Annotated in this window: 15 protein-coding genes; 3 read left to right on the top strand and 12 right to left on the bottom strand. The window is 71.2% G+C overall.

The window, feature by feature from the left end:
* Positions 1-14 precede the first annotated feature (14 nt).
* From ACZ7L7_RS03620 to ACZ7L7_RS03580, 9 genes are all read right to left on the bottom strand, one after another.
* Positions 15-488 carry a hypothetical protein gene (locus tag ACZ7L7_RS03620; protein ID WP_453600219.1) on the bottom strand — a complete coding sequence of 158 codons (474 nt, stop codon included), beginning with the start codon at positions 486-488 and terminating at the stop codon, positions 15-17.
* Between the two features lie 211 nt (positions 489-699).
* A complete protein-coding gene (locus tag ACZ7L7_RS03615; protein WP_285511164.1) occupies positions 700-1,053 on the bottom strand; it encodes a cytidine/deoxycytidylate deaminase family protein in 354 nt (117 codons plus the stop codon).
* 23 nt (positions 1,054-1,076) lie between these two features.
* Entirely contained in the window at positions 1,077-1,436 is a 360-nt protein-coding gene (locus ACZ7L7_RS03610) for an MmcQ/YjbR family DNA-binding protein (protein ID WP_285511165.1), read from the bottom strand.
* Positions 1,433-2,737 carry a hemolysin family protein gene (locus tag ACZ7L7_RS03605; RefSeq protein ID WP_285511166.1) on the bottom strand — a complete coding sequence of 435 codons (1,305 nt, stop codon included), beginning with the start codon at positions 2,735-2,737 and terminating at the stop codon, positions 1,433-1,435. Before ACZ7L7_RS03605 ends, ACZ7L7_RS03610 begins: the two co-directional genes overlap by 4 nt.
* Complete coding sequence (gene ybeY / locus ACZ7L7_RS03600; protein WP_285511167.1) at positions 2,734-3,231, bottom strand: rRNA maturation RNase YbeY; 498 nt, start codon at positions 3,229-3,231, stop codon at positions 2,734-2,736. Before ybeY ends, ACZ7L7_RS03605 begins: the two co-directional genes overlap by 4 nt.
* Positions 3,232-3,243: 12 nt before the next feature.
* Positions 3,244-4,314 (bottom strand): PhoH family protein, encoded by a 1,071-nt coding sequence (locus tag ACZ7L7_RS03595; RefSeq protein WP_285511168.1) that lies wholly within the window; start codon positions 4,312-4,314, stop codon positions 3,244-3,246.
* 161 nt (positions 4,315-4,475) lie between these two features.
* Positions 4,476-5,801, bottom strand: coding sequence for a GH1 family beta-glucosidase (locus ACZ7L7_RS03590; RefSeq protein ID WP_472074627.1), 1,326 nt, complete (start codon positions 5,799-5,801; stop codon positions 4,476-4,478).
* Between the two features lie 46 nt (positions 5,802-5,847).
* Positions 5,848-6,114 carry a protealysin inhibitor emfourin gene (locus tag ACZ7L7_RS03585; protein ID WP_285511170.1) on the bottom strand — a complete coding sequence of 89 codons (267 nt, stop codon included), beginning with the start codon at positions 6,112-6,114 and terminating at the stop codon, positions 5,848-5,850.
* A gap of 20 nt (positions 6,115-6,134) precedes the next feature.
* Positions 6,135-7,208: a M4 family metallopeptidase gene (locus ACZ7L7_RS03580; protein ID WP_285511171.1), complete on the bottom strand. Its 1,074-nt coding sequence runs from the start codon at positions 7,206-7,208 to the stop codon at positions 6,135-6,137.
* Positions 7,209-7,527: 319 nt separating this feature from the next.
* Between ACZ7L7_RS03580 and leuA the strand changes: the two genes are divergently transcribed.
* The 3 genes from leuA (at position 7,528) to ACZ7L7_RS03565 (ending at position 11,352) form a co-directional block, all read left to right on the top strand.
* Positions 7,528-9,249: a 2-isopropylmalate synthase gene (leuA, locus tag ACZ7L7_RS03575; RefSeq protein WP_285511172.1), complete on the top strand. Its 1,722-nt coding sequence runs from the start codon at positions 7,528-7,530 to the stop codon at positions 9,247-9,249.
* A gap of 229 nt (positions 9,250-9,478) precedes the next feature.
* Positions 9,479-10,174 (top strand): TerB family tellurite resistance protein, encoded by a 696-nt coding sequence (locus tag ACZ7L7_RS03570; RefSeq protein ID WP_285511173.1) that lies wholly within the window; start codon positions 9,479-9,481, stop codon positions 10,172-10,174.
* 59 nt (positions 10,175-10,233) lie between these two features.
* The gene (locus ACZ7L7_RS03565) at positions 10,234-11,352 is read left to right on the top strand and encodes an effector-associated domain 2-containing protein (RefSeq protein WP_472074624.1); all 1,119 of its coding nucleotides are present in this window, start codon (positions 10,234-10,236) and stop codon (positions 11,350-11,352) included.
* Here the strand turns inward: ACZ7L7_RS03565 and fxsT are convergent.
* Genes fxsT through ACZ7L7_RS03550 form a run of 3 tightly spaced genes read right to left on the bottom strand, consistent with a single transcriptional unit; the run spans position 11,347 to position 18,049 of the window.
* Positions 11,347-15,474: an FxSxx-COOH system tetratricopeptide repeat protein gene (gene fxsT, locus ACZ7L7_RS03560; RefSeq protein WP_472074622.1), complete on the bottom strand. Its 4,128-nt coding sequence runs from the start codon at positions 15,472-15,474 to the stop codon at positions 11,347-11,349. The two genes, ACZ7L7_RS03565 and fxsT, sit on opposite strands and share 6 nt — an antisense overlap.
* On the bottom strand, positions 15,471-16,487 hold the full coding sequence (locus tag ACZ7L7_RS03555; RefSeq protein ID WP_285511176.1) for an AAA family ATPase: 1,017 nt from the start codon (positions 16,485-16,487) through the stop codon (positions 15,471-15,473). The genes fxsT and ACZ7L7_RS03555 overlap by 4 nt, the downstream gene beginning before the upstream one ends.
* Positions 16,484-18,049 (bottom strand): VMAP-C domain-containing protein, encoded by a 1,566-nt coding sequence (locus ACZ7L7_RS03550; protein WP_453600237.1) that lies wholly within the window; start codon positions 18,047-18,049, stop codon positions 16,484-16,486. The genes ACZ7L7_RS03555 and ACZ7L7_RS03550 overlap by 4 nt, the downstream gene beginning before the upstream one ends.
* Positions 18,050-18,163: the final 114 nt, after the last annotated feature.

The raw sequence follows: 18,163 nt of genomic DNA, 5'->3' as shown, positions 1-18,163 counted from the left end.
CCCGCACGCGGGCGTCAGAACACGAACGGGCCCGGTGACTGCGGCGCCGTCGCCGTGCAGGTGATGGTGATGCCGAAGACCGTCATCGTCAGCGAGCCGCCGTAGGCCTCCAGGGTGTCCCCGGCGGCCACCGTGCCGGGCAGCGGGCCGACCTGGACCGGGTCGCCGGCCGCCATCGCCGGGTTCTCGGTGGCGGTGAACACGGTCGTGCCGCCGCCCGCCTTCACCAGCGTGAGCGTGGAGGCGATGGAGTCCTCGCCGAGGGCGAGCGGCGCGGTGATGGCGGACGTGGTGAGGGTGATGGTGGCGGACGTGCCGTCCTGGGTGGCGGTCAGGGTGGCCGCGCCGCCGCCGAAGAAGCCGCAGTTCGCGTTGATCGTGGCCGAGGCGGGGGTGACCGCCGAGGCGGTCGGCGCGCACACGAGTCCGGTCAGCGCGAGCGCGCCGGCCGCGAATGCCGCACCGGAGAGTAAGCGGTTGCCCTTCATGGGTTCGGGGTCCCTTCGGATGGTGTGGGGGGACCGACGGCCCGTCCGCGGCAGGTGGGTGCGGGCACACTGCGGGAGGGCCGGATCTGACGGTCCGTCGGAACTTACGGTCCCATTGATGCGCGAGAGACCAACCCCGGCAAGGATGAAAACCGGACTACTCCATGAATCCGGACCACTCCATGAATCCGGACCGCCCCGCGCATCCGGACTACTCCGCGGGCACCGTGGCCCGTACGGCACCGTCCGGCCCCGCGAGCAGCACCGGCGTTCCCGCCCCGCCCAGATCCCGTACGGCCGCCAGGTCCTCCGCCGCCGCGCTCTCCGCCTCGGTCACCACGGCCGCCGCCTCCAGCGACTTCGCCCCGGAAGCCACCGCCATCGCCACCGCCGTGCGCAGCGCGCTCAGCTTCAGGGAGTCCAGCTCCACGGTCCCGGCGACATACGTACGGCCCGTCTCGTCCCGTACCGCCGCGCCCTCGGGCACGCCGTTGCGGGCCCGCGCGGAACGGGCCAGGGTGACGATCTTGCGGTCCTCGGGGTCAAGCGCACTGGTCTCGGTCATGCTCCGAGCATACGAAGTGCCGGTCAGGGCCGGTCCAGGCGGAGCCGCTCGGCGCGCGGCAGACCGGCCACGACGAGGTCGTAGGAGTCCTCGACCAGCTCCCGGACCAGGCGGTCGGGCAGGCCCCCGTCGACGGTGACCGTGTTCCAGTGCCGCTTGTTCATGTGGTAGCCGGGGATGATCAGCTCAGGGTGCTCGGAGCGCAGCCGGACGGCGTCCTCCGGGTCGCACTTGAGGTTGACCTTCAGCGGGCGCGCCTCGATCCAGCTCAGCGCGAACATCTTTCCGCGCACCTTGAACACCGAGATCTCCGGGGCGAAGGGGAAGTCCTCCTCGGCCGCGTTGAACGACAGGCACAGGTCGCGCAGCTCCTCGGGTGTCACGCGCCCTCCGGCTCCTCCTCCTTGGCGGCGGCGCCCACCGGCTCCACCAGCACCGTCACGATCTTGTTCCGGCGGCCCGCCGCGGCCTCCGCGGTCAGCCGCAGCTCCCGCTCGTCGGGCAGCGGCACGACCGCCGAGGCACCGGCGATCGGGACCCGGCCGAGCGCCTTGGCGAGGAGTCCGCCGACGGTCTCCACGTCCTCGTCGTCGTACTCGTCGAGCCCGTACAGCTCACCGAGGTCGGTGATGTCCAGGCGGGCGGTGACCCGGAAGCGGTTCTCGCCCAGCTCCTCCACCGGCGGCAGCTCACGGTCGTACTCGTCGGTGATCTCGCCGACGATCTCCTCCAGGATGTCCTCGATGGTGACGATCCCGGCGGTGCCGCCGTACTCGTCGATCACGACGGCGACGTGGTTGCGGTCCTGCTGCATCTCGCGCAGCAGATCACCGGCGTTCTTCGTGTCCGGCACGAACGCGGCCGGGCGCATGGCACTGGAGACCAGCTCGTTCTCGGCGTCCCGGCTGATGTGCGTCTTGCGGGCCAGGTCCTTCAGATACACGATCCCGACGATGTCGTCCTCGCTCTCCCCGGTGACCGGGATGCGCGAGAAACCGGACCTCAGCGCCAGGGTGAGGGCCTGGCGGATGGTCTTGTACCGCTCGATGACGATCAGGTCGGTGCGCGGCACCATCACCTCGCGCACCAGGGTGTCGCCCAGCTCGAAGACGGAGTGCACCATGCGGCGCTCCTCGTCCTCGATCAGCGACTCCTGCTCGGCGAGGTCCACCAGCGCGCGCAGCTCCGCCTCGGAGGCGAACGGGCCGCGCCGGAAGCCCTTGCCCGGGGTGAGGGCGTTGCCGATGAGGATCAGCAGCGAGGGGATCGGGCCCATGATCCTGGCCAGCGGCAGCAGCACGTACGCCGCCGCGGTGGCCGTGTTCAGCGGGTGCTGGCGGCCGATGGTGCGCGGGGAGACCCCGACGGCGACGTAGGAGACCAGCACCATCACACCGATCGCGGCGAGCAGCGCCCGGGTGGTGCCGTCGATCTCGTTGAGGCAGGCGTAGGTGACCATCGCGGCGGCCGCCATCTCGCAGGCCACGCGCACCAGCAGCGCCACGTTGAGGTAGCGGGTCGGGTCGGCGGCGACCTGCGCGAGGCGGGCGCTGCCGCGCCGGCCGGACCGTACGGCCTCCTCGGCGCGGAAGGCCGAGACACGGGCCAGGCCCGCCTCCGCGCAGGCGGCGAGCCAGGCCACGACGACCAGCGCGATCGCGCCGAGGACGAGTTGCGGACTCATGAGACGGTCGGAGCCGGGGAGGGGCCGGTCAGGCCCTTCTCCGCGCGCCAGCCGTCCACGATGGCCGCCTGCAGGCCGAACATCTCGGCCTTCTCGTCGGGCTCCTCGTGGTCGTAGCCGAGCAGGTGCAGCACGCCGTGGACGGTGAGCAGCTGCAGCTCCTCGTCCATGGAGTGCTTCGTCGGCGCCTCCTCGCCCTGCTTCTTGGCGACCTCGGGGCAGAGCACGATGTCACCGAGCAGGCCCTGCGGCGGCTCCTCGTCGTCCTTGGACGGCGGGCGCAGCTCGTCCATCGGAAAGGACATGACATCCGTGGGGCCGGGCAGGTCCATCCACTGGATGTGCAGCTGCTCCATGGCGTCGGCGTCCACGACGATCACCGAGAGCTCGGAGAGCGGGTGGATGCGCATCCGCGCGAGCGCGTACCGGGCGATGTCGAGGATCGCCTGCTCGTCGACCTCGGTGCCGGATTCGTTGTTGACGTCGATCGACATGGTCGTGCTGGTCTACTTCCCCTTGGATCCCCTGGCCCCCGAGGAGCGGCCCTTGTGCGAGCCGTTCTCGGTGCCGTGCTTGCTGTCGTACTTCTCGTACGCGTCGACGATACGGCCGACCAGCTTGTGCCGGACGACATCGTGGGACGACAGCCGGGCGAAGTGGACGTCGTCGACGCCCTCCAGGATGTCCTGCACCTGCCGCAGACCGGACTTGGTGCCGGTGGGGAGGTCGACCTGGGTCACGTCACCGGTGATGACGATCTTCGAGTCGAACCCGAGCCGGGTGAGGAACATCTTCATCTGCTCGGGGCTGGTGTTCTGGGCCTCGTCCAGGATGATGAAAGCATCATTAAGGGTGCGACCGCGCATATAAGCCAGCGGCGCCACCTCAATAGTCCCCGCCGCCATCAACCGCGGAATCGAGTCCGGGTCCAGCATGTCGTGCAGCGCGTCGTACAGGGGCCGCAGGTACGGGTCGATCTTCTCGTACAGCGTGCCCGGCAGGAAGCCCAGCCGCTCGCCCGCCTCGACCGCGGGCCGGGTCAGGATGATGCGGTTGACCTGCTTGGACTGCAGGGCCTGTACCGCCTTGGCCATGGCCAGGTAGGTCTTGCCGGTGCCGGCGGGGCCGATGCCGAAGACGATCGTGTGCTTGTCGATCGCGTCGACGTACCGCTTCTGGTTGAGGGTCTTCGGGCGGATCGTGCGTCCGCGCGAGGAGAGGATGTTCTGGGTGAGCACCTCGGCCGGGGTCTCGGGCGCCCCCTCGCCGTTCTCGCTCGCCCGGAGCATGGCGATCGAGCGTTCCACTGCGTCCTCCGTCATCGGCTGCCCGGTGCGGAGCACCAGCATCATCTCGTCGAACAGGCGCTGGACAAGGGCGACCTCGACGTCCTTGCCGACCGCGCTGATCTCATTGCCCCGGACATGGATGTCGACCGCCGGGAAGGCCTTCTCGATCACACGCAGGAGGGAGTCGCCGGACCCCAGCACGGTCACCATGGGGTGCTGGGCGGGGACGGTGAACTGTGCTCTCGCCTGCCCCTGCGCGGGTGTGCGATCTGTGGGTGTCTGAGTCATGGGCCGGCTCTGTGGCCTTGCTCGTCCTCCTCGAAACGGTCCGTCCGCCCCCTGGGCGACCTGGCGCTTCCAGAGTACGCCGGGGGGCTGACAACCTCGTAGGACTTTTCCCGGGGGTACCAGGAGCCCCCCGGGACCGGGTACCGACCGTGCCCGTACCGTCACCCCTGCGACCGCAGCACCTCCCGGTACCAGTGGTACGAGGCCTTCGGGGTCCGCTTCTGCGTGGCGTAGTCGACGTGGACCAAGCCGAAGCGGCGGGCGTAGCCCTCGGCCCACTCGAAGTTGTCCAGCAGCGACCAGACGAAGTAGCCGCGGACGTCCACCCCCGACTCCAGCGCCCGGTGCACGGCCCGGACGTGGCCGTCGAGGAAGGCGATGCGCTGCTGGTCGTCGACGCCCTCGTACGAGCAGCCGTTCTCCGTGATGATCACGGGCGGGAGCCGGTCGCCGTAGCGCTCGCCGAAGCCGGTCAGCAGTTCCGTCAGCGCCTCCGGCACCACCGGCCAGCCGAAGTCCGTCAGCGGTACGTCCGTGATCTCCCGTACGGAGAAGGGGAGGTCCGCCGGCATGGAGACGCCGCCGAACTCGATCTCGGCGCCCTGCGGCGCGCCCACCTTGGTCGGGGCGTAGTAGTTGACGCCGTACCAGTCGAGCGGTTCGGCGATCACCTTCAGGTCCGCCTCCACGTCGCCGCCCGGCATCAACTCGCCGAGCCCCGCTGGGTATTCGCCGAGCAGGACCGGGTCCGCGAAGAGGCGGTTGAGCAGGACGTCGTAGAAGTCCGCCGCCTCCACGTCCGCCTGCTCGCGCGACGCCGGCCAGGTCGGGCCGTGGGAGTTGGCGATGCCGATGTCCGTGACCCCGGCCGCGCGCAGAGCCCGCACCGCGAGGCCGTGCGCGAGCAGTTGGTGGTGGGCCACCGGCAGTGCGTCGAACAGGAGCTGCTTGCCCGGCGCGTGGACGCCGAGGGCGTGGCCCAGCAGGGTGTGCTCGGCGGGCTCGTTGAGGGTGATCCACTTGTGCACCCGGTCCCCGAGGCGTTCGGCGACCCGGGAGACGTGCTCGGCGAACCGGGACGCGGTGTCCCGCTCCAGCCAGTCCAGGCCGGCCGGCAGGTCCCAGTGGAAGAGCGTCGGCACCGGGCGGACGCCCGCCGCGCACAGTTCGTCCACCAGCCGGTCGTAGAAGTCGAGTCCGCCGGGGGAGTTGACCCGCGGCCAGGACACCGAGAAGCGGTACGCCCCCACCCCGAGGTCCGCCAGCAGGGCCACGTCCTCGCGGTAGCGGTGGTAGTGGTCGCAGGCCACCGCCGCCGTCGAGCCGTCCTTCACCCGCCCCGGGGTGTCCGTGAACTCGTCCCACACCGACCGCTCGCGCAGCTCGGCCGCGCCCTCGATCTGATGGGCGGAGGTCGACACGCCCCACAGGAAACCGTCCGGGAACCGGGGTATCGGATGCTCTTGAGTCGCCATGGGCCGGATCATCCTTACCGTCGGTAAGGGAAGTCAACGGCCCGGCGTGAACAGGCGGTTACGCGCCTTCCTTGAGCACCCTGCTGATCAGCTTGCGCTGCTCCTCGGTCAGTCGCGGGTCGGCGCAGTACACCGTCTTCCCGTCCACCGTGATCCGGTAGCTGAACCCGTCGGGCACCCCCACCGGCGGCGTGCCCCGGCCCGCGGCGAGCGCCTTCTGGGCCAGGGCGTGCCACTCGGACGCGTCGGGGCGGCCCGAGGTGTCCACCTCGGCCTGCCGCTCGATGCCCGCGAATCCGCCCGTGCGCCTCACCTGAATACGCATGGGATCTGTCTAGTACGGATTCACAGGGTGCGCACCCCGACCTGCTCCCAGGCCTTCTGCACGGCCTGGAACTCGTCGCTGCCGTCGCCGTAACGCGCTTTCGCGGCGGAGACGGTGAGCGTGGCGAAGTCGGTGAACAGGGCCTGCGACTTCAACTCGCCGCCGATGAGCACGTCGTACCAGATCTGTCCGGCGCGCTCCCAGGCGTGGCCGCCGAGGGCGGTGGCCACGAGGTAGAAGGCGTGGTTGGGGATACCGGAGTTGATGTGCACGCCGCCGTTGTCGCGGCCGGTGCGGACGTAGTCGTCCATCGTGGCGGGCTGCGGGTCCTTGCCGAGGACGTCGTCGTCGTACGCCGTGCCCGGCTCCTTCATCGAGCGCAGCGCCTTGCCGGTGACCCGCGGCGCGAGCAGTCCGGCGCCGATCAGCCAGTCGGCCTCGGCGGCGGTCTGGCCGAGCGTGTACTGCTTGATGAGCGAGCCGAAGACGTCCGACAGTGACTCGTTGAGCGCGCCGGGCTGGCCGAAGTAGGTCAGGTTGGCGGTGTACTGCGTGACGCCGTGGGCGAGTTCGTGGCCGATGACGTCGATGGGGATGGTGAAGTCGAGGAAGATCTCCCCGTCCCCGTCGCCGAACACCATCTGCTCGCCGTTCCAGAAGGCGTTGTTGTAGTCCTCCTCGTAGTGGACGGTGGCGTCCAGCGGCAGTCCGTTGCCGTCGATGGAGTTGCGCTCGAACGCCGTCAGGAACAGCTCGAAGGTGGCGCCGAGGCCCGCGTAGGCGCGGTTGACGGTGGCGTCCTTGCCGGGCTCGTCGCCCTCCCCGCGGACCTTGGTGCCGGGCAACTCGGTGCCGTGCCGGGCGTCGTAGACGGTGCGGTTCGGCTTGTCCGGCTCGGCGTCGGGCGCGAGGGCGACGGCGGGCGCTCCGAGCACGGTGGTCAGCCGGCGGTGGGTGCGCTCGTAGGCGTCGCGCTGGAGGGTCCGGCGGGCGGGCCGGGCGAGCGCGGGGTCCTCGGCCTGGGCCAGCTTGTCGAGGACATGCGGCGGTACGACAGTGCAGAAGACGGGCTCATGGCCCCCGTGGTTCGTCATGCCCGGCACCATTGCACTGCGTTATACCGCTGTCACTACCCGCAACCATGATTGGTGAAATGTGCCGACAACGAACCGTCTTCGCGTGTGCAAGGTGGTATAGCGCACTTTTTGTCCCATTGGTCCGTGCGGTCCCGCATACTGATACGCACCGTCGCATCGCGGGCGGCTCGGCTAGCATGCTGCGCATCATGCTTTTCGGGCTGCTTCTTCTTAGCTGCCGCGGCGAGGGCCTGTAGTCCAGGTCGACTCCCTCCCCGCGGTGCTTGGTGTTGCGTCGTCGGCCGTCCTTCCGGACACCTTGAGGAGCCCCGCAATCATGGCGAACCGCCAGCAGCCCAGTTCCATGCCGATCCACAAGTACGGCCGCTACGAGCAGGTCGACATCCCCGACCGCACGTGGCCGGACAAGCGGATCACCGTCGCCCCCCGCTGGCTCTCCACCGACCTGCGCGACGGCAACCAGGCCCTGATCGACCCCATGTCGCCCGAGCGCAAGCGCCGGATGTTCGACCAGCTGGTGAAGATGGGCTACAAGGAGATCGAGGTCGGCTTCCCGGCCTCGGGCCAGACGGACTTCGATTTCGTACGGTCGATCATCGAAGAGCCCGGTGCCATCCCCGACGACGTCACCATCTCCGTACTGACCCAGGCCCGCGAGGACCTGATCGAGCGCACGGTGGAGTCCCTGAAGGGCGCCAAGCGGGCCACCGTCCACCTGTACAACGCCACCGCCCCGGTCTTCCGCCGGGTCGTCTTCCGCGGCTCCAAGGACGACATCAAGCAGATCGCCGTCGACGGCACCCGCCTGGTGATGGAGTACGCCGAGAAGCTGCTGGACCCGGAGACCGAGTTCGGCTACCAGTACAGCCCCGAGATCTTCACCGACACCGAGCTGGACTTCGCGCTGGAGGTCTGCGAGGCGGTGATGGACGTCTACCAGCCCGGCCCGGGCCGCGAGATCATCCTGAACCTGCCCGCCACCGTCGAGCGCTCCACGCCCTCCACCCACGCCGACCGCTTCGAGTGGATGGGCCGCAACCTGTCCCGCCGCGAGTACGTCTGCCTGTCGGTCCACCCGCACAACGACCGCGGTACGGCCGTCGCCGCCGCCGAGCTGGCGCTGATGGCCGGCGCCGACCGCGTCGAGGGCTGTCTGTTCGGGCAGGGCGAGCGCACCGGCAACGTCGACCTGGTCACCCTGGGCATGAACCTGTTCTCGCAGGGCGTCGACCCGCAGATCGACTTCTCCGACATCGACGAGATCCGTCGCGTGTGGGAGTACTGCAACCAGATGGAGGTCCACCCGCGCCACCCGTACGTGGGCGACCTGGTCTACACGTCCTTCTCCGGCTCCCACCAGGACGCCATCAAGAAGGGCTTCGACGCCATGGAGGCCGACGCCAGGGCCAAGGGCGTCACCGTCGACGACATCGAGTGGGCGGTGCCGTACCTGCCGATCGACCCGAAGGACGTCGGCCGCTCCTATGAGGCGGTCATCCGCGTCAACTCGCAGTCCGGCAAGGGCGGTATCGCCTACGTCCTGAAGAACGACCACAAGCTGGACCTGCCGCGCCGGATGCAGATCGAGTTCTCCAGGATCATCCAGGCGAAGACGGACGCCGAGGGCGGCGAGGTCACCGGCGCCGACATCTGGGCGGTCTTCCAGGACGAGTACCTGCCGAACCCGGACAACCCGTGGGGCCGCATCCAGGTCCGCAACGGCCAGTCCACCACCGACACCGACGGCGTGGACACGCTGAAGGTGGAGGCCACCGTCGACGGTGTCGACACCGTGCTGACCGGTTCCGGCAACGGTCCGATCTCGGCCTTCTTCGACGCCCTGCAGTCCATCGGCATCGACGTACGCCTGCTGGACTACCAGGAGCACACGATGAGCGAGGGCGCCTCCGCGCAGGCCGCCTCCTACATCGAGTGCGCGATCGACGGCAAGGTCCTGTGGGGCATCGGCATCGACGCCAACACCACACGTGCCTCGCTGAAGGCGGTCGTCTCCGCCGTGAACCGCGCCGCCCGGTAACCGGGAGACGCCTGGGGTTCCTCCGGGGGCCGTGCGCCGGTCGCGCTCGTATCGCGGCCCGGCGCACGGCCCCCGCGCCGTTCACGCCGGTTCCCGTACCCGACATATACCGGCCAATCTCACCCCAGGTCACGGAAAGGTCTCGTCCAAGGTGCTGACTCGGGCCGTGGGATGTGGCTAACATCACGGGGCGCGGCGACGTTGCCGCGAGGTTTCGCGGAGGTGCGACGTGCTGCCAGGACGGGGACGAAACGGCCGTGCCACGTGGCCTGCCCGCATCCTGGGCACCCGTACGGCCTGGACGCCGGTCGGGGACGGCGAGTTCTTCTGCCCCGGCTGCGGCGGTGACCGCAACTACCAGCGGCTGACCGGACGCCGCCGCTTCACCCTGCTCGGCGTCCCGGTGCTGCCGCGCGGCGAGACCGGACCCGTGGTCGAGTGCGCGGCCTGCCGCCGCCACTTCGGCACCGATGTGCTGGACCACCCCACCACCACCCGCTTCTCCGCGATGCTGCGCGACGCCGTGCACACCGTCGCCCTCGCGGTCCTCGCCGCGGGCGGCTGCTGCGCCCGTACGTCCCTGGAGACCGCCGCCGCTGCGGTCCGCGCGGCCGGCTTCGAGGACTGCACCGAGGAACAGCTCGACGCCCTCGTCGAGGCCCTCGCCGCCGACACCGGCCGGGTCCTGGGCGAACCCTGCGGCGCGGGCCTGGCCATAGAGCTCCACGAGGCCCTGGACCCCCTCGCCCCGCACCTGGCCCCCGCCGGCCGCGAGTCGATCCTCCTCCAGGGCGCCCGCATCGCCCTCGCGGACGGGCCCTACACCCCGGCCGAGCGCGAGGTCCTCGCCACGGTGGGCGCGGCCCTGACGATCTGCGCCGACGACGTGACCCGGCTACTGGCGGCGGCCCGGACGCCGTCGTAATCACGCGGGCACTTTGTCGTAGTCCCGCGCGCAGGGCGGCTCTCCGGCAGACTCCCTCCATGGACACGGCACAGGGGGCGCTGTCGCGCGGCCGAGCGGTACTGGTGGCGGTCGAGACGTACGGGACGGGGTGGGAGCTCGACGGGCCCGTACGGGATCTGCTGGCCTACCGGGAATGGCTGCTCGGGCAGGGATGCGCGGCGGAGGCGATCACCGTGCTGGCCTCCCCGCTGCCGGAGGGCGAGGGCCTGCTCGCGGGTGCCGGGGTGGAGTGGCGCCCCGCGACCCGTGACATCGTGCACGATGTGCTCTTCCACGAGGTGGGGCCGACGGCGAGCGACGGCCTCTTCGTCGCCTGGTCGGGGCACGGGCTGGTGGACGGCGCCGGGCACCGGCGGCTCCTGTACGCCGACGCGCGGGACATCGACGTGCGCTGCCTCGACCTCGACGCAGCCCTCGCCGCCTTCCGCTCCGACCTCGCGCCCTCCCATCCCCGGCAGCTGTGGGTGGCGGACGCCTGCCAGACCTTCGTCGAGACGGCCACCGCGTACGAGCTGCCGCCCGATCCGGTGCCGCGCGCGAGGCTGCGCAGCGTGCCGGGGCAACGGGTGCTGTTCGCGTGCGGGCCGGGCGGGACCGCCGTCCAGCGCCGAGCGGTGACAAGCGCGGACGTTCGGGAGGCCTCCGGACTGTTCAGCCGCTCGGTGCTCGAACTGCTGCGGGAGCAGCCGGAGTTGCGGGACGACACCGACCGGCTGGCCGCCGCCCTGCGCGAGCGGTTCAAGGGAGCCAGGGGCGGCGCGCCGACGACGCTGTGGATCGAGGGTGAGGGGGACAGCATCCGCATCGAGGCCAGGCGCGGGGGGGGGCGGCGCCGACCGGACCTGGAGGACGAGAAACGGCTGTACGAGGCGCTGTACGCGGTGCCGGTCATGCAGGACCCCGGGACCCGGGCGGCGGTGATCGCCCGGCTGCCGTCGGCGATCGCCTCCTCCGTGCCCCGCAACCCGGTCGCACGGATCGAGATCCTGGAACTGATCGGCGTCTGCGTCCTGTTCGAGAACGGCCTCGGCCATCTGTGGCGGGCCGTTTCCCACCTGGACGCGGGCACGACGGCGCTCGGGGACCTCGAAGCCGTGCTGGGGGAGTACCCGGAGTGGTTCACGCCGGAGTCATAGCGGCATGGGGTCGATGGCGACCTTGACGCGGCGTCCGGCCTCGACGTCCAGGCAGACGGGGTGGCGCGGGCCGAGGACCTTCCGCAGTCGGCTGACGGCCTGCGGATGGAGCTCCGCGGACGAGTGCCTGCGGTCGCCGAGGGCGCGCAGATCCAGTGCGAGGTGCGCCCGCAGGACGAGCGTCATGGGGTGCGACTCGCCGAGTACGTCCGGCATCGGGCCGAAGGCCCAGGCGTCCAGGGCGTGCGCGCCGCTCGGATCAGCCGACTCGTACAGGCTGGTGGCGAGGTTCATCGCGGCGAAGAGGGTCCAGGGATGGGAGTCGCCGAGCACATCCCTGCACTCTGCGTACACGGCCTCCTCCCGTCGGCGGGCGTCGTCGAATCGACCCGACAACCGCAGAGTCACGGCGAGGTCGGCCTCGGCGGCCAGGGTCAGCGGATGTCGCGCCCCCATGACCCGCGTGTACAAGTGGTAGGTCCGTCCGGCGAGCTCAACGGCCTCATGGAAGTATCCGTTGTGCCACAGGTCGATGGACTGGGTGAGGGCCGCGTGCAAGGCGTCGGGGGACCGCTCGCCGAACATCCCGGTCAGAGTGGCGAGGGCGAAGGCGGTCGCCTCCACCGCCTCCCTCGGGTAGCCGGCCCGGCGCCGGGCGACGGCCCCCTGCACGACGAGCCGCAGCGTCGTCGGATGCGTCGCCCCGTACAGCTCCCGGGTCTGTGCCGCCACCTCGTCCGTGAGCACCATCGCCTCCCGGTAGCGGCCCAGCTCCTGGAGGCCCTGGGCCACCGCCGCACGGGAGGACAGGGCGAGGGGGGCGTCGGAGCCGAACGCCCAAGCACGTCGCCTGAACGTGTCCTCGTCCAGCTCCAGTGCCCTGGACAGGTTCCCGTTGGCGCGCAGGCACACCGCGAGGTTCGCCGCGCACTCCAGGGCAAGGGAGGCGTCAGGGCCGAGGTCTCGCCGGGCACGGGACTCGATGTCGCGGGCCAGCTCCAGGGCACCGCGGAAGTCGCCGCGTGCCCTGAGGTCGTCGCAGGTCTGCGCCTTGGCCCTGAGCAGCTCCTCGTCATCGGGCTCGCGGTCGTCCGCCTCCCACTGGGCCACCAGGCGCTCTCCGAGCTGCGCCGCCTCGTCGTAGCGTCCCGTGTGCCACAGGGCCTGGCGCAGGTGCCGGCCCATCACCCGGGTCAGTACGTCGTCCTCGCCGAACCTCGCCAGCCAGTCGCCGTGGACCTGCTGGGCGAGGGAGACCGCCGTGCCGTGGTTCCCGGCCTGGACCAGCCACTCGACGACCGACCGCACGAGCTCGCGCACCGAGGGAGCGTCGGACTCGACCGCGCGGGAGGCGAGGACATGCGGATACAGCGCGGCGTAGGCCGGCCAGTGACGGGGGTCGCCCGGGTCGCCCGGCAGATTACGGGCGAGCAGCAGATGGGCGCCGTGCCGGAAGCATCGGCCCTCCTCGTCGCTCATCCGGGACCGGAGGGCGGACTGGACCAACCGGTGCAGCTGGATGGTGTTGGCCGCGTGGTCGATCCGGGCCAGGGAATAGCGGTTGATCTCCCGGACGGCACGGGCGAACCGGAGGGAATCGCCGACGACTCCGCCCAGCTCCGGTGCGACGACCTCTCCCAACGGCTCGTCGAAGAACGAACGGGGGATGGGCTCCGGTGCGAAGCACGAGCAGATCTGCAGGAGTTGGAGGGCGCCCGGGTCCCGCTCCTGAAGCTTGTCCAGCGAGACACCCCACGCCTTCGCGATCGAGCCCCCGTACTGCGCCGGAGGGGACGAGGCCATCAGTTCCGCGGCGGTGACCTCGAACAGCCGGACGTACTCCTTGGGGGGCATCCCCGTCTCGGCCCGCCACGCCGACGCCTGTTCCACGGCCAGCGGAAGGTCGCCCAGCGTCTCGGCGAGCAGTTCGGCCTCGTCGTCGGTGATGTCGGGGGTGCGGCGCCGGAGCAGTGCCACGCTCTCCCGCCGCTCGAACACCCCGACCTCGATCGTGCGGGCCAGGGCGTTCCACTGCGGGTTGCGGGAGGTCACGATCACCGCGCCCCCGGGACCGCCCTCGAACCTGCTCGGGATGAACTCCTGCACCGCCTCCGGGCTGTCGGCGTTGTCGAAGACCAGGAGCCAACGGGCGTACGGATGGCCCGAGCGCAGTGCGTCCAGAACGGCGGGTACCGCTGCGGAGGAGGGCCCCGAGTGCCCCAGGCGCCCTGCCAGCTCCACGAAGGCGTCCCGGATCCGGCCCGGATGCTCGGCGTTGATCCACCACACCAAGTCGTACTCCGGGCCGAAGCGGTAGACGTATTCCACCGCCAGCTGGGACTTGCCGACGCCGCCCATGCCGTGCAGGGCGTGCGGCAGTACGGCCGCCGGCCCGTAGGACAGGGACTCCCGGAGCTGGTCCAGCAGCTGCTCGCGGCCGGTGAAGGCGGCGTTGCGGGGCGGCACGTTCCCCCAGACCGTGGGCCCGGCGACCGGACGCGGTCCACGCTCGACGGGCCGTGGCTCCGGTCCGGGAAGCGCAGTCATTGCCATGTCGTTCGTCTCCAGCTCGTCGAGTTGGTGCGCCCGGCGCACGTGCGGGCCGCTCAGGGCGTGCAGTACCACGCGTTCGATGGTCCTGAAGGTGCGGTCCTCGCCCTCGGCAGGTACGACGGTGGTCGTTCCCTCCCGGAGGTAGAACAGCAGATTCCGGGCCGCCGCGCTCTTCGGCGCGATCAGCGCTGCCACGTGGGTGATCACTCGCTCCGTGGCGGTCCGTGAACCGTAGGCCAGCAACTCCCGGCGGACACCATCGTCCAGGACGAAGGACAATTCACCGGTGGGCCGGTCGGGTTGGAGGGAGAACAGGCTGTCGCCGAGCAGCACCTCCGCCAGATGCTCGGTGCCCGAGCGGGGCAGGGTGCGGTGCTGGACCTCGGTCATGGTGGCCAGATCGAGCGGGGCGGCGGCCAGCCGGACGGCCAGCTCGAACGCCTCGGGAGTCGCGCTGCCGCGGAACCTCGCGACGCTTTCGGCGGGGTCATGTGTCCGGACCGGTGCAGGCGGCGGCTCCGGCCGCGCTTGCGCCGTGGTGAGTACGGCGGCCAACTCCAGTTCACGGGGCCCGTCGCCGCCCATGAACCGGGCCCAGGGCTCCAGCCACTCCGGGCGCGCCTCCAGTACCGGCACGGGGACGGCCGCACCCCAGCCGGCCCTGAAGCCCAATAACGCGGAGACGGCCTCGGCGGGTTCCCACGAGGGCGGGCCCGCCGCTGTCCACGGCCCCGACGCGCGCAGGCCGATCCGCGAGGGATGCAGTCCTGTGCGGTGCCACAGGCGCTGGGGCAGCATGTGCAGCACCGCCACCGGCTGGCCCCGGCCCCACCGGGCAAGCAGCCGCTGGGCGGCGCCGGAACGCCAGGCGGGGGCCACGCCGTCGGTCAGTACGAGGATCACCGACCGGCCGGTGGGATCGACGAGCGCGCGCGGCGGTACGGGACGGGTGGTGGCCTGTTCGCAGCGGCCGGTGTCCAGGGTCAGTTCGGTGACGTCCCGGAAGCCGCCGTAGCCGCGCAGCACCCGGGCGATCCGCGACACCGTGTGCCGCCACAGCGCCATGCGCGGGGCGGTGTCCACCACCAGCACGGCCCGCCAGCGCCGCTCCGCTGCCGGCCGGAGCACGGGCGGCAGGTACGGGGCCACCGCGATCAGGTCGGCCGTCGCCTCCTCGTCCAGCTCCGTGGCATGGGCCGAGGACACGGACGTACGGAAGGGGCGCAGCGCCCGGCCCAGGGAGCGGTCGCCCGGTGGGGGTTGTGGCGGTGCGGTGAGGGCGCGCGGGGCCGGTGCCGGGGCCGGTCGGTGCCGTGCCGCTTGCGTGGGGAGGGCCGCGGGAATGGCGGCCGGGAGCGGGTGCGGCTCGGGGAGTGGGGTGGGCTCGTCGGCGGTGGGTGCGGGAGTGGCCGCGCGCACGTGGAGTTCGGGTGCCGGGGCCGGAGTCCCGTCGGCCGGGGCGGTGCCGGTTTCGTCCACCGCCCCGACCAGCCAGGCGTGTTCGCTCGCCAGCCACAGGGCGTCCGCGATCTCCCGCGGATGGAGCCCGTCGCCGCCGCCGGACGTCACGCCTGACCCGCCCCTTCGTCGCCCAGTGGATGCCAGATGGCGGTGAGAAGTTCCTCCCAGTCATCGGGCGGCCCGGCCTGATGACCCGACGTCACCAGGTGGACGGCGTTGAGGAGTTGATCGGCAGCGAGCCCGCCGACCTCTTCCCTGCGGCGCAGGAAGTCCTCGATCAGCTGCTGCTGGCGGGCGCCCAGCCGGTCGCCGAAGTGGGCGCCGACCATTTGCCCGAGCGCCTCCGCGCCGGGGTCGCGCACCTCCAGTCGCAGACAGCGGCGCATGAACGCCTCGGGGAACTCCCGCTCGCCGTTCGAGGTCATCACGACCACGGGGAAGGCGTGGCAGCGGACCTCGCCCTCCTCGATCTCGGCGGTGCCGCCCGGATCCGCCGTGTGGACCTGCGCGCGAGGTTCGAGCCGCTTCGTCCGGACCAGGGGCGGGATGCTGTAGCGGCCGTCCTCGAACACGGTCAGCAGGTCGTTGGGCAGGTCCATGTCGCATTTGTCGAGCTCGTCGATGAGCAGCACCCGCGGCAGTCGGTAGGGCAGCAGGGCGGTGCCCAGCGGGCCGAGTTGTACGTAGGAGCCGACCCCGTCCGTGTTCCCGTCCTCGTGCGCCGCCTGGGCCCTGCCGATGGCGTCGTACTCGTACAGGCCCGACGTCAGGGTCGTGCGGCTGGTGATGGGCCAGTGCAGCACCCGCCCCAGCCGCAGTTCCCGGGCGATGCGGTAGGCGAGGCCGGACTTGCCGACACCGGGGCGCCCGGTCACCAGCAGCGGGCGGCGCAGCAGCAGGGCCGCGTTGACCATGCGCACTTCGTCCGGCGGCGGGGTCCGCCGGATCGAGCCGGGGCCGAGCCTGCGGTCCGCCTCCCTGTCGTCCGGCGGCTCCGGCATGCTCGGCTCGGTGTCGAAGGTGCGCCAGGGCGGCCCGGCGGGCCACTCCCTTTCCGTGTAGGGAGCCTGCGGCTCCTGGACACCCGTGCCCTGGTACAGGGCCGGTTCGGTGCCGCTCATGAGATCCCCCCTACGAACGCGGCAGGCGCGGCCGGGCCGCCGTCGAGCAACTGCTCGGGGTCGTCCCACAGCACGACCAGCGAGCGGACCACCGCTGGATCATGTGCGCCGGGTCTGTCCGTGTCGGTGTCTGTCTTCCACTGATGGGCGTGCTCGGGGAGTCCGGCCAGTCCCACTTCGCCCATGGCGTCCTCCAGCGCGCTCCGCCACTCCGGCGGTGGCCCCTCGGCGCGGTGGTAGATCCACACGAAGACCCCGTGCTCCAGCGCGAGGTTCACCTCCTGGCCGCCCAAGGTGTCCTTCTTCCACGGGACTTCGCACATCACCATGGCCACCACATCCTCGTCACGGCCGACCACTGCGTCCAGCCGGCTCAGATGCTGGGCGCCGGTGACGGCGGGGTCCTGGGGGCACACGTGCACACGCCCCGGTCCGTGGGGAGAGCCGCCGTTGTTCATCTGCTGCCGCGTCCAGCGGGCGTGGCGTTCCCGCCAGGCGCGGTGGAACTCCGGGCGCTGGACGCGTTCGAGGCTGTGCAGGGTCACCCGGTAGGCGTACAGCAGCGGGTTGGCGAAGCCGCGTGCCGGGTCCCTGTCCCACCATTCGACCGGTTCGTCGAGGAGTTCCACGGGCAGGAAGAACTCCAGCGCGATCGGGTCGGAGCGGTCGTGGCACGCCGCCGCCACCCGGCTGAGCAGCTCGGCGACCCGGGTCCTGAGCCGGTCACGGGTGACCGGCTCCTGCGATTCGGTCTCCGGTTCGCGTTGCAGGGCGGGCGAGTCCGCGAACTTCACGGCGGCGGCCACGCGGTAGCGCGGTGTGCGGCGGCGCTGCGGGGCGTGGTCGGGGGCGATGCTGATGTAGACGCGGATCGGGGGCCGGGGTTCGTCCGGCGAGGGCTTCTCCAGGGACTCCGGGGCGGGGAGGGCGGTCGTCTCCTGCGCCGGAGGCAGGGCGGGCAGCTGCCATTCGTCGGGGAGCTGGGCGTTCCAGGTGCGGAGGGCGTCCGCCGCCGCCGGGTCCAGGTCCGGGGACCGGGCGAGCCGGTGGAGGAAGGCGATGCTCGGCGGGGGGCCGTCCGGTGGGGTGTTGAGGTCCGCGAGGTTCAAGAACGCCTCCCAGGGCGTCCTGCAGTGCTCCGGCAGGCGCCGTCGGCCCTGGGAGGCGGCGGCGAACAGCTCCGCCAGGTCCGTCGGATCCGTCGACTGCTGAAGGGCCTTGCGCAGCGGGACCCAGTCGTGGCCCCGGTAGACCTGGTAGGCCCGCCACTCGTCGATCAGCGGCCGTAAGAGCCGTTCCAGCGCGGGGGCGACGAACTGGGTCACGTCGATCAGCGGCTCCAGCCCGCGGTCCCGTTCGGCACAGGCGGTGACGACGCTGAGGAAGACCAGACGGGGGCTCGGATAGGTGTCCTGGGGCAGTCCTTCGACCTGGCGGTTCATCCGGTCCCGCCAGAATCTGCGCGCCGCGTCGTCCATCAGCCCGCCGGAGGGCTCCTCCAGTACCTCCACGATTCTCGCGATGAGTTCCAGCTCGACCGCGTCCAGTTCGCGCCCTGTCACACGTGCCCCTTCGTACCCACCGCGGTGGAGGTCCCGGCCCGTCTTCCGTGAGCACGCTCTCCCGCGTACGCACCGGTACTCCCGCGGGAGTAAAGCACCCCCTGTGCCACCCCT

The sequence above is a fragment of the Streptomyces sp. NPDC110618 genome (assembly GCF_055657065.1).
This window is presented reverse-complemented; position numbering and strand designations above follow the sequence as displayed.

Coding starts and splice junctions, on each gene's coding strand:
- leuA (WP_285511172.1), top strand. CDS start 7,528: ATGGCGAACCGCCAGCAGCCCAGTTCCATGCCGATCCACAAGTACGGC.
- ybeY (WP_285511167.1), bottom strand. CDS start 3,231: ATGTCGATCGACGTCAACAACGAATCCGGCACCGAGGTCGACGAGCAG.
- ACZ7L7_RS03580 (WP_285511171.1), bottom strand. CDS start 7,208: ATGACGAACCACGGGGGCCATGAGCCCGTCTTCTGCACTGTCGTACCG.
- ACZ7L7_RS03595 (WP_285511168.1), bottom strand. CDS start 4,314: ATGACTCAGACACCCACAGATCGCACACCCGCGCAGGGGCAGGCGAGA.
- ACZ7L7_RS03585 (WP_285511170.1), bottom strand. CDS start 6,114: ATGCGTATTCAGGTGAGGCGCACGGGCGGATTCGCGGGCATCGAGCGG.
- ACZ7L7_RS03565 (WP_472074624.1), top strand. CDS start 10,234: ATGGACACGGCACAGGGGGCGCTGTCGCGCGGCCGAGCGGTACTGGTG.
- ACZ7L7_RS03590 (WP_472074627.1), bottom strand. CDS start 5,801: ATGATCCGGCCCATGGCGACTCAAGAGCATCCGATACCCCGGTTCCCG.
- ACZ7L7_RS03555 (WP_285511176.1), bottom strand. CDS start 16,487: ATGAGCGGCACCGAACCGGCCCTGTACCAGGGCACGGGTGTCCAGGAG.
- ACZ7L7_RS03605 (WP_285511166.1), bottom strand. CDS start 2,737: ATGAGTCCGCAACTCGTCCTCGGCGCGATCGCGCTGGTCGTCGTGGCC.
- ACZ7L7_RS03615 (WP_285511164.1), bottom strand. CDS start 1,053: ATGACCGAGACCAGTGCGCTTGACCCCGAGGACCGCAAGATCGTCACC.
- ACZ7L7_RS03620 (WP_453600219.1), bottom strand. CDS start 488: ATGAAGGGCAACCGCTTACTCTCCGGTGCGGCATTCGCGGCCGGCGCG.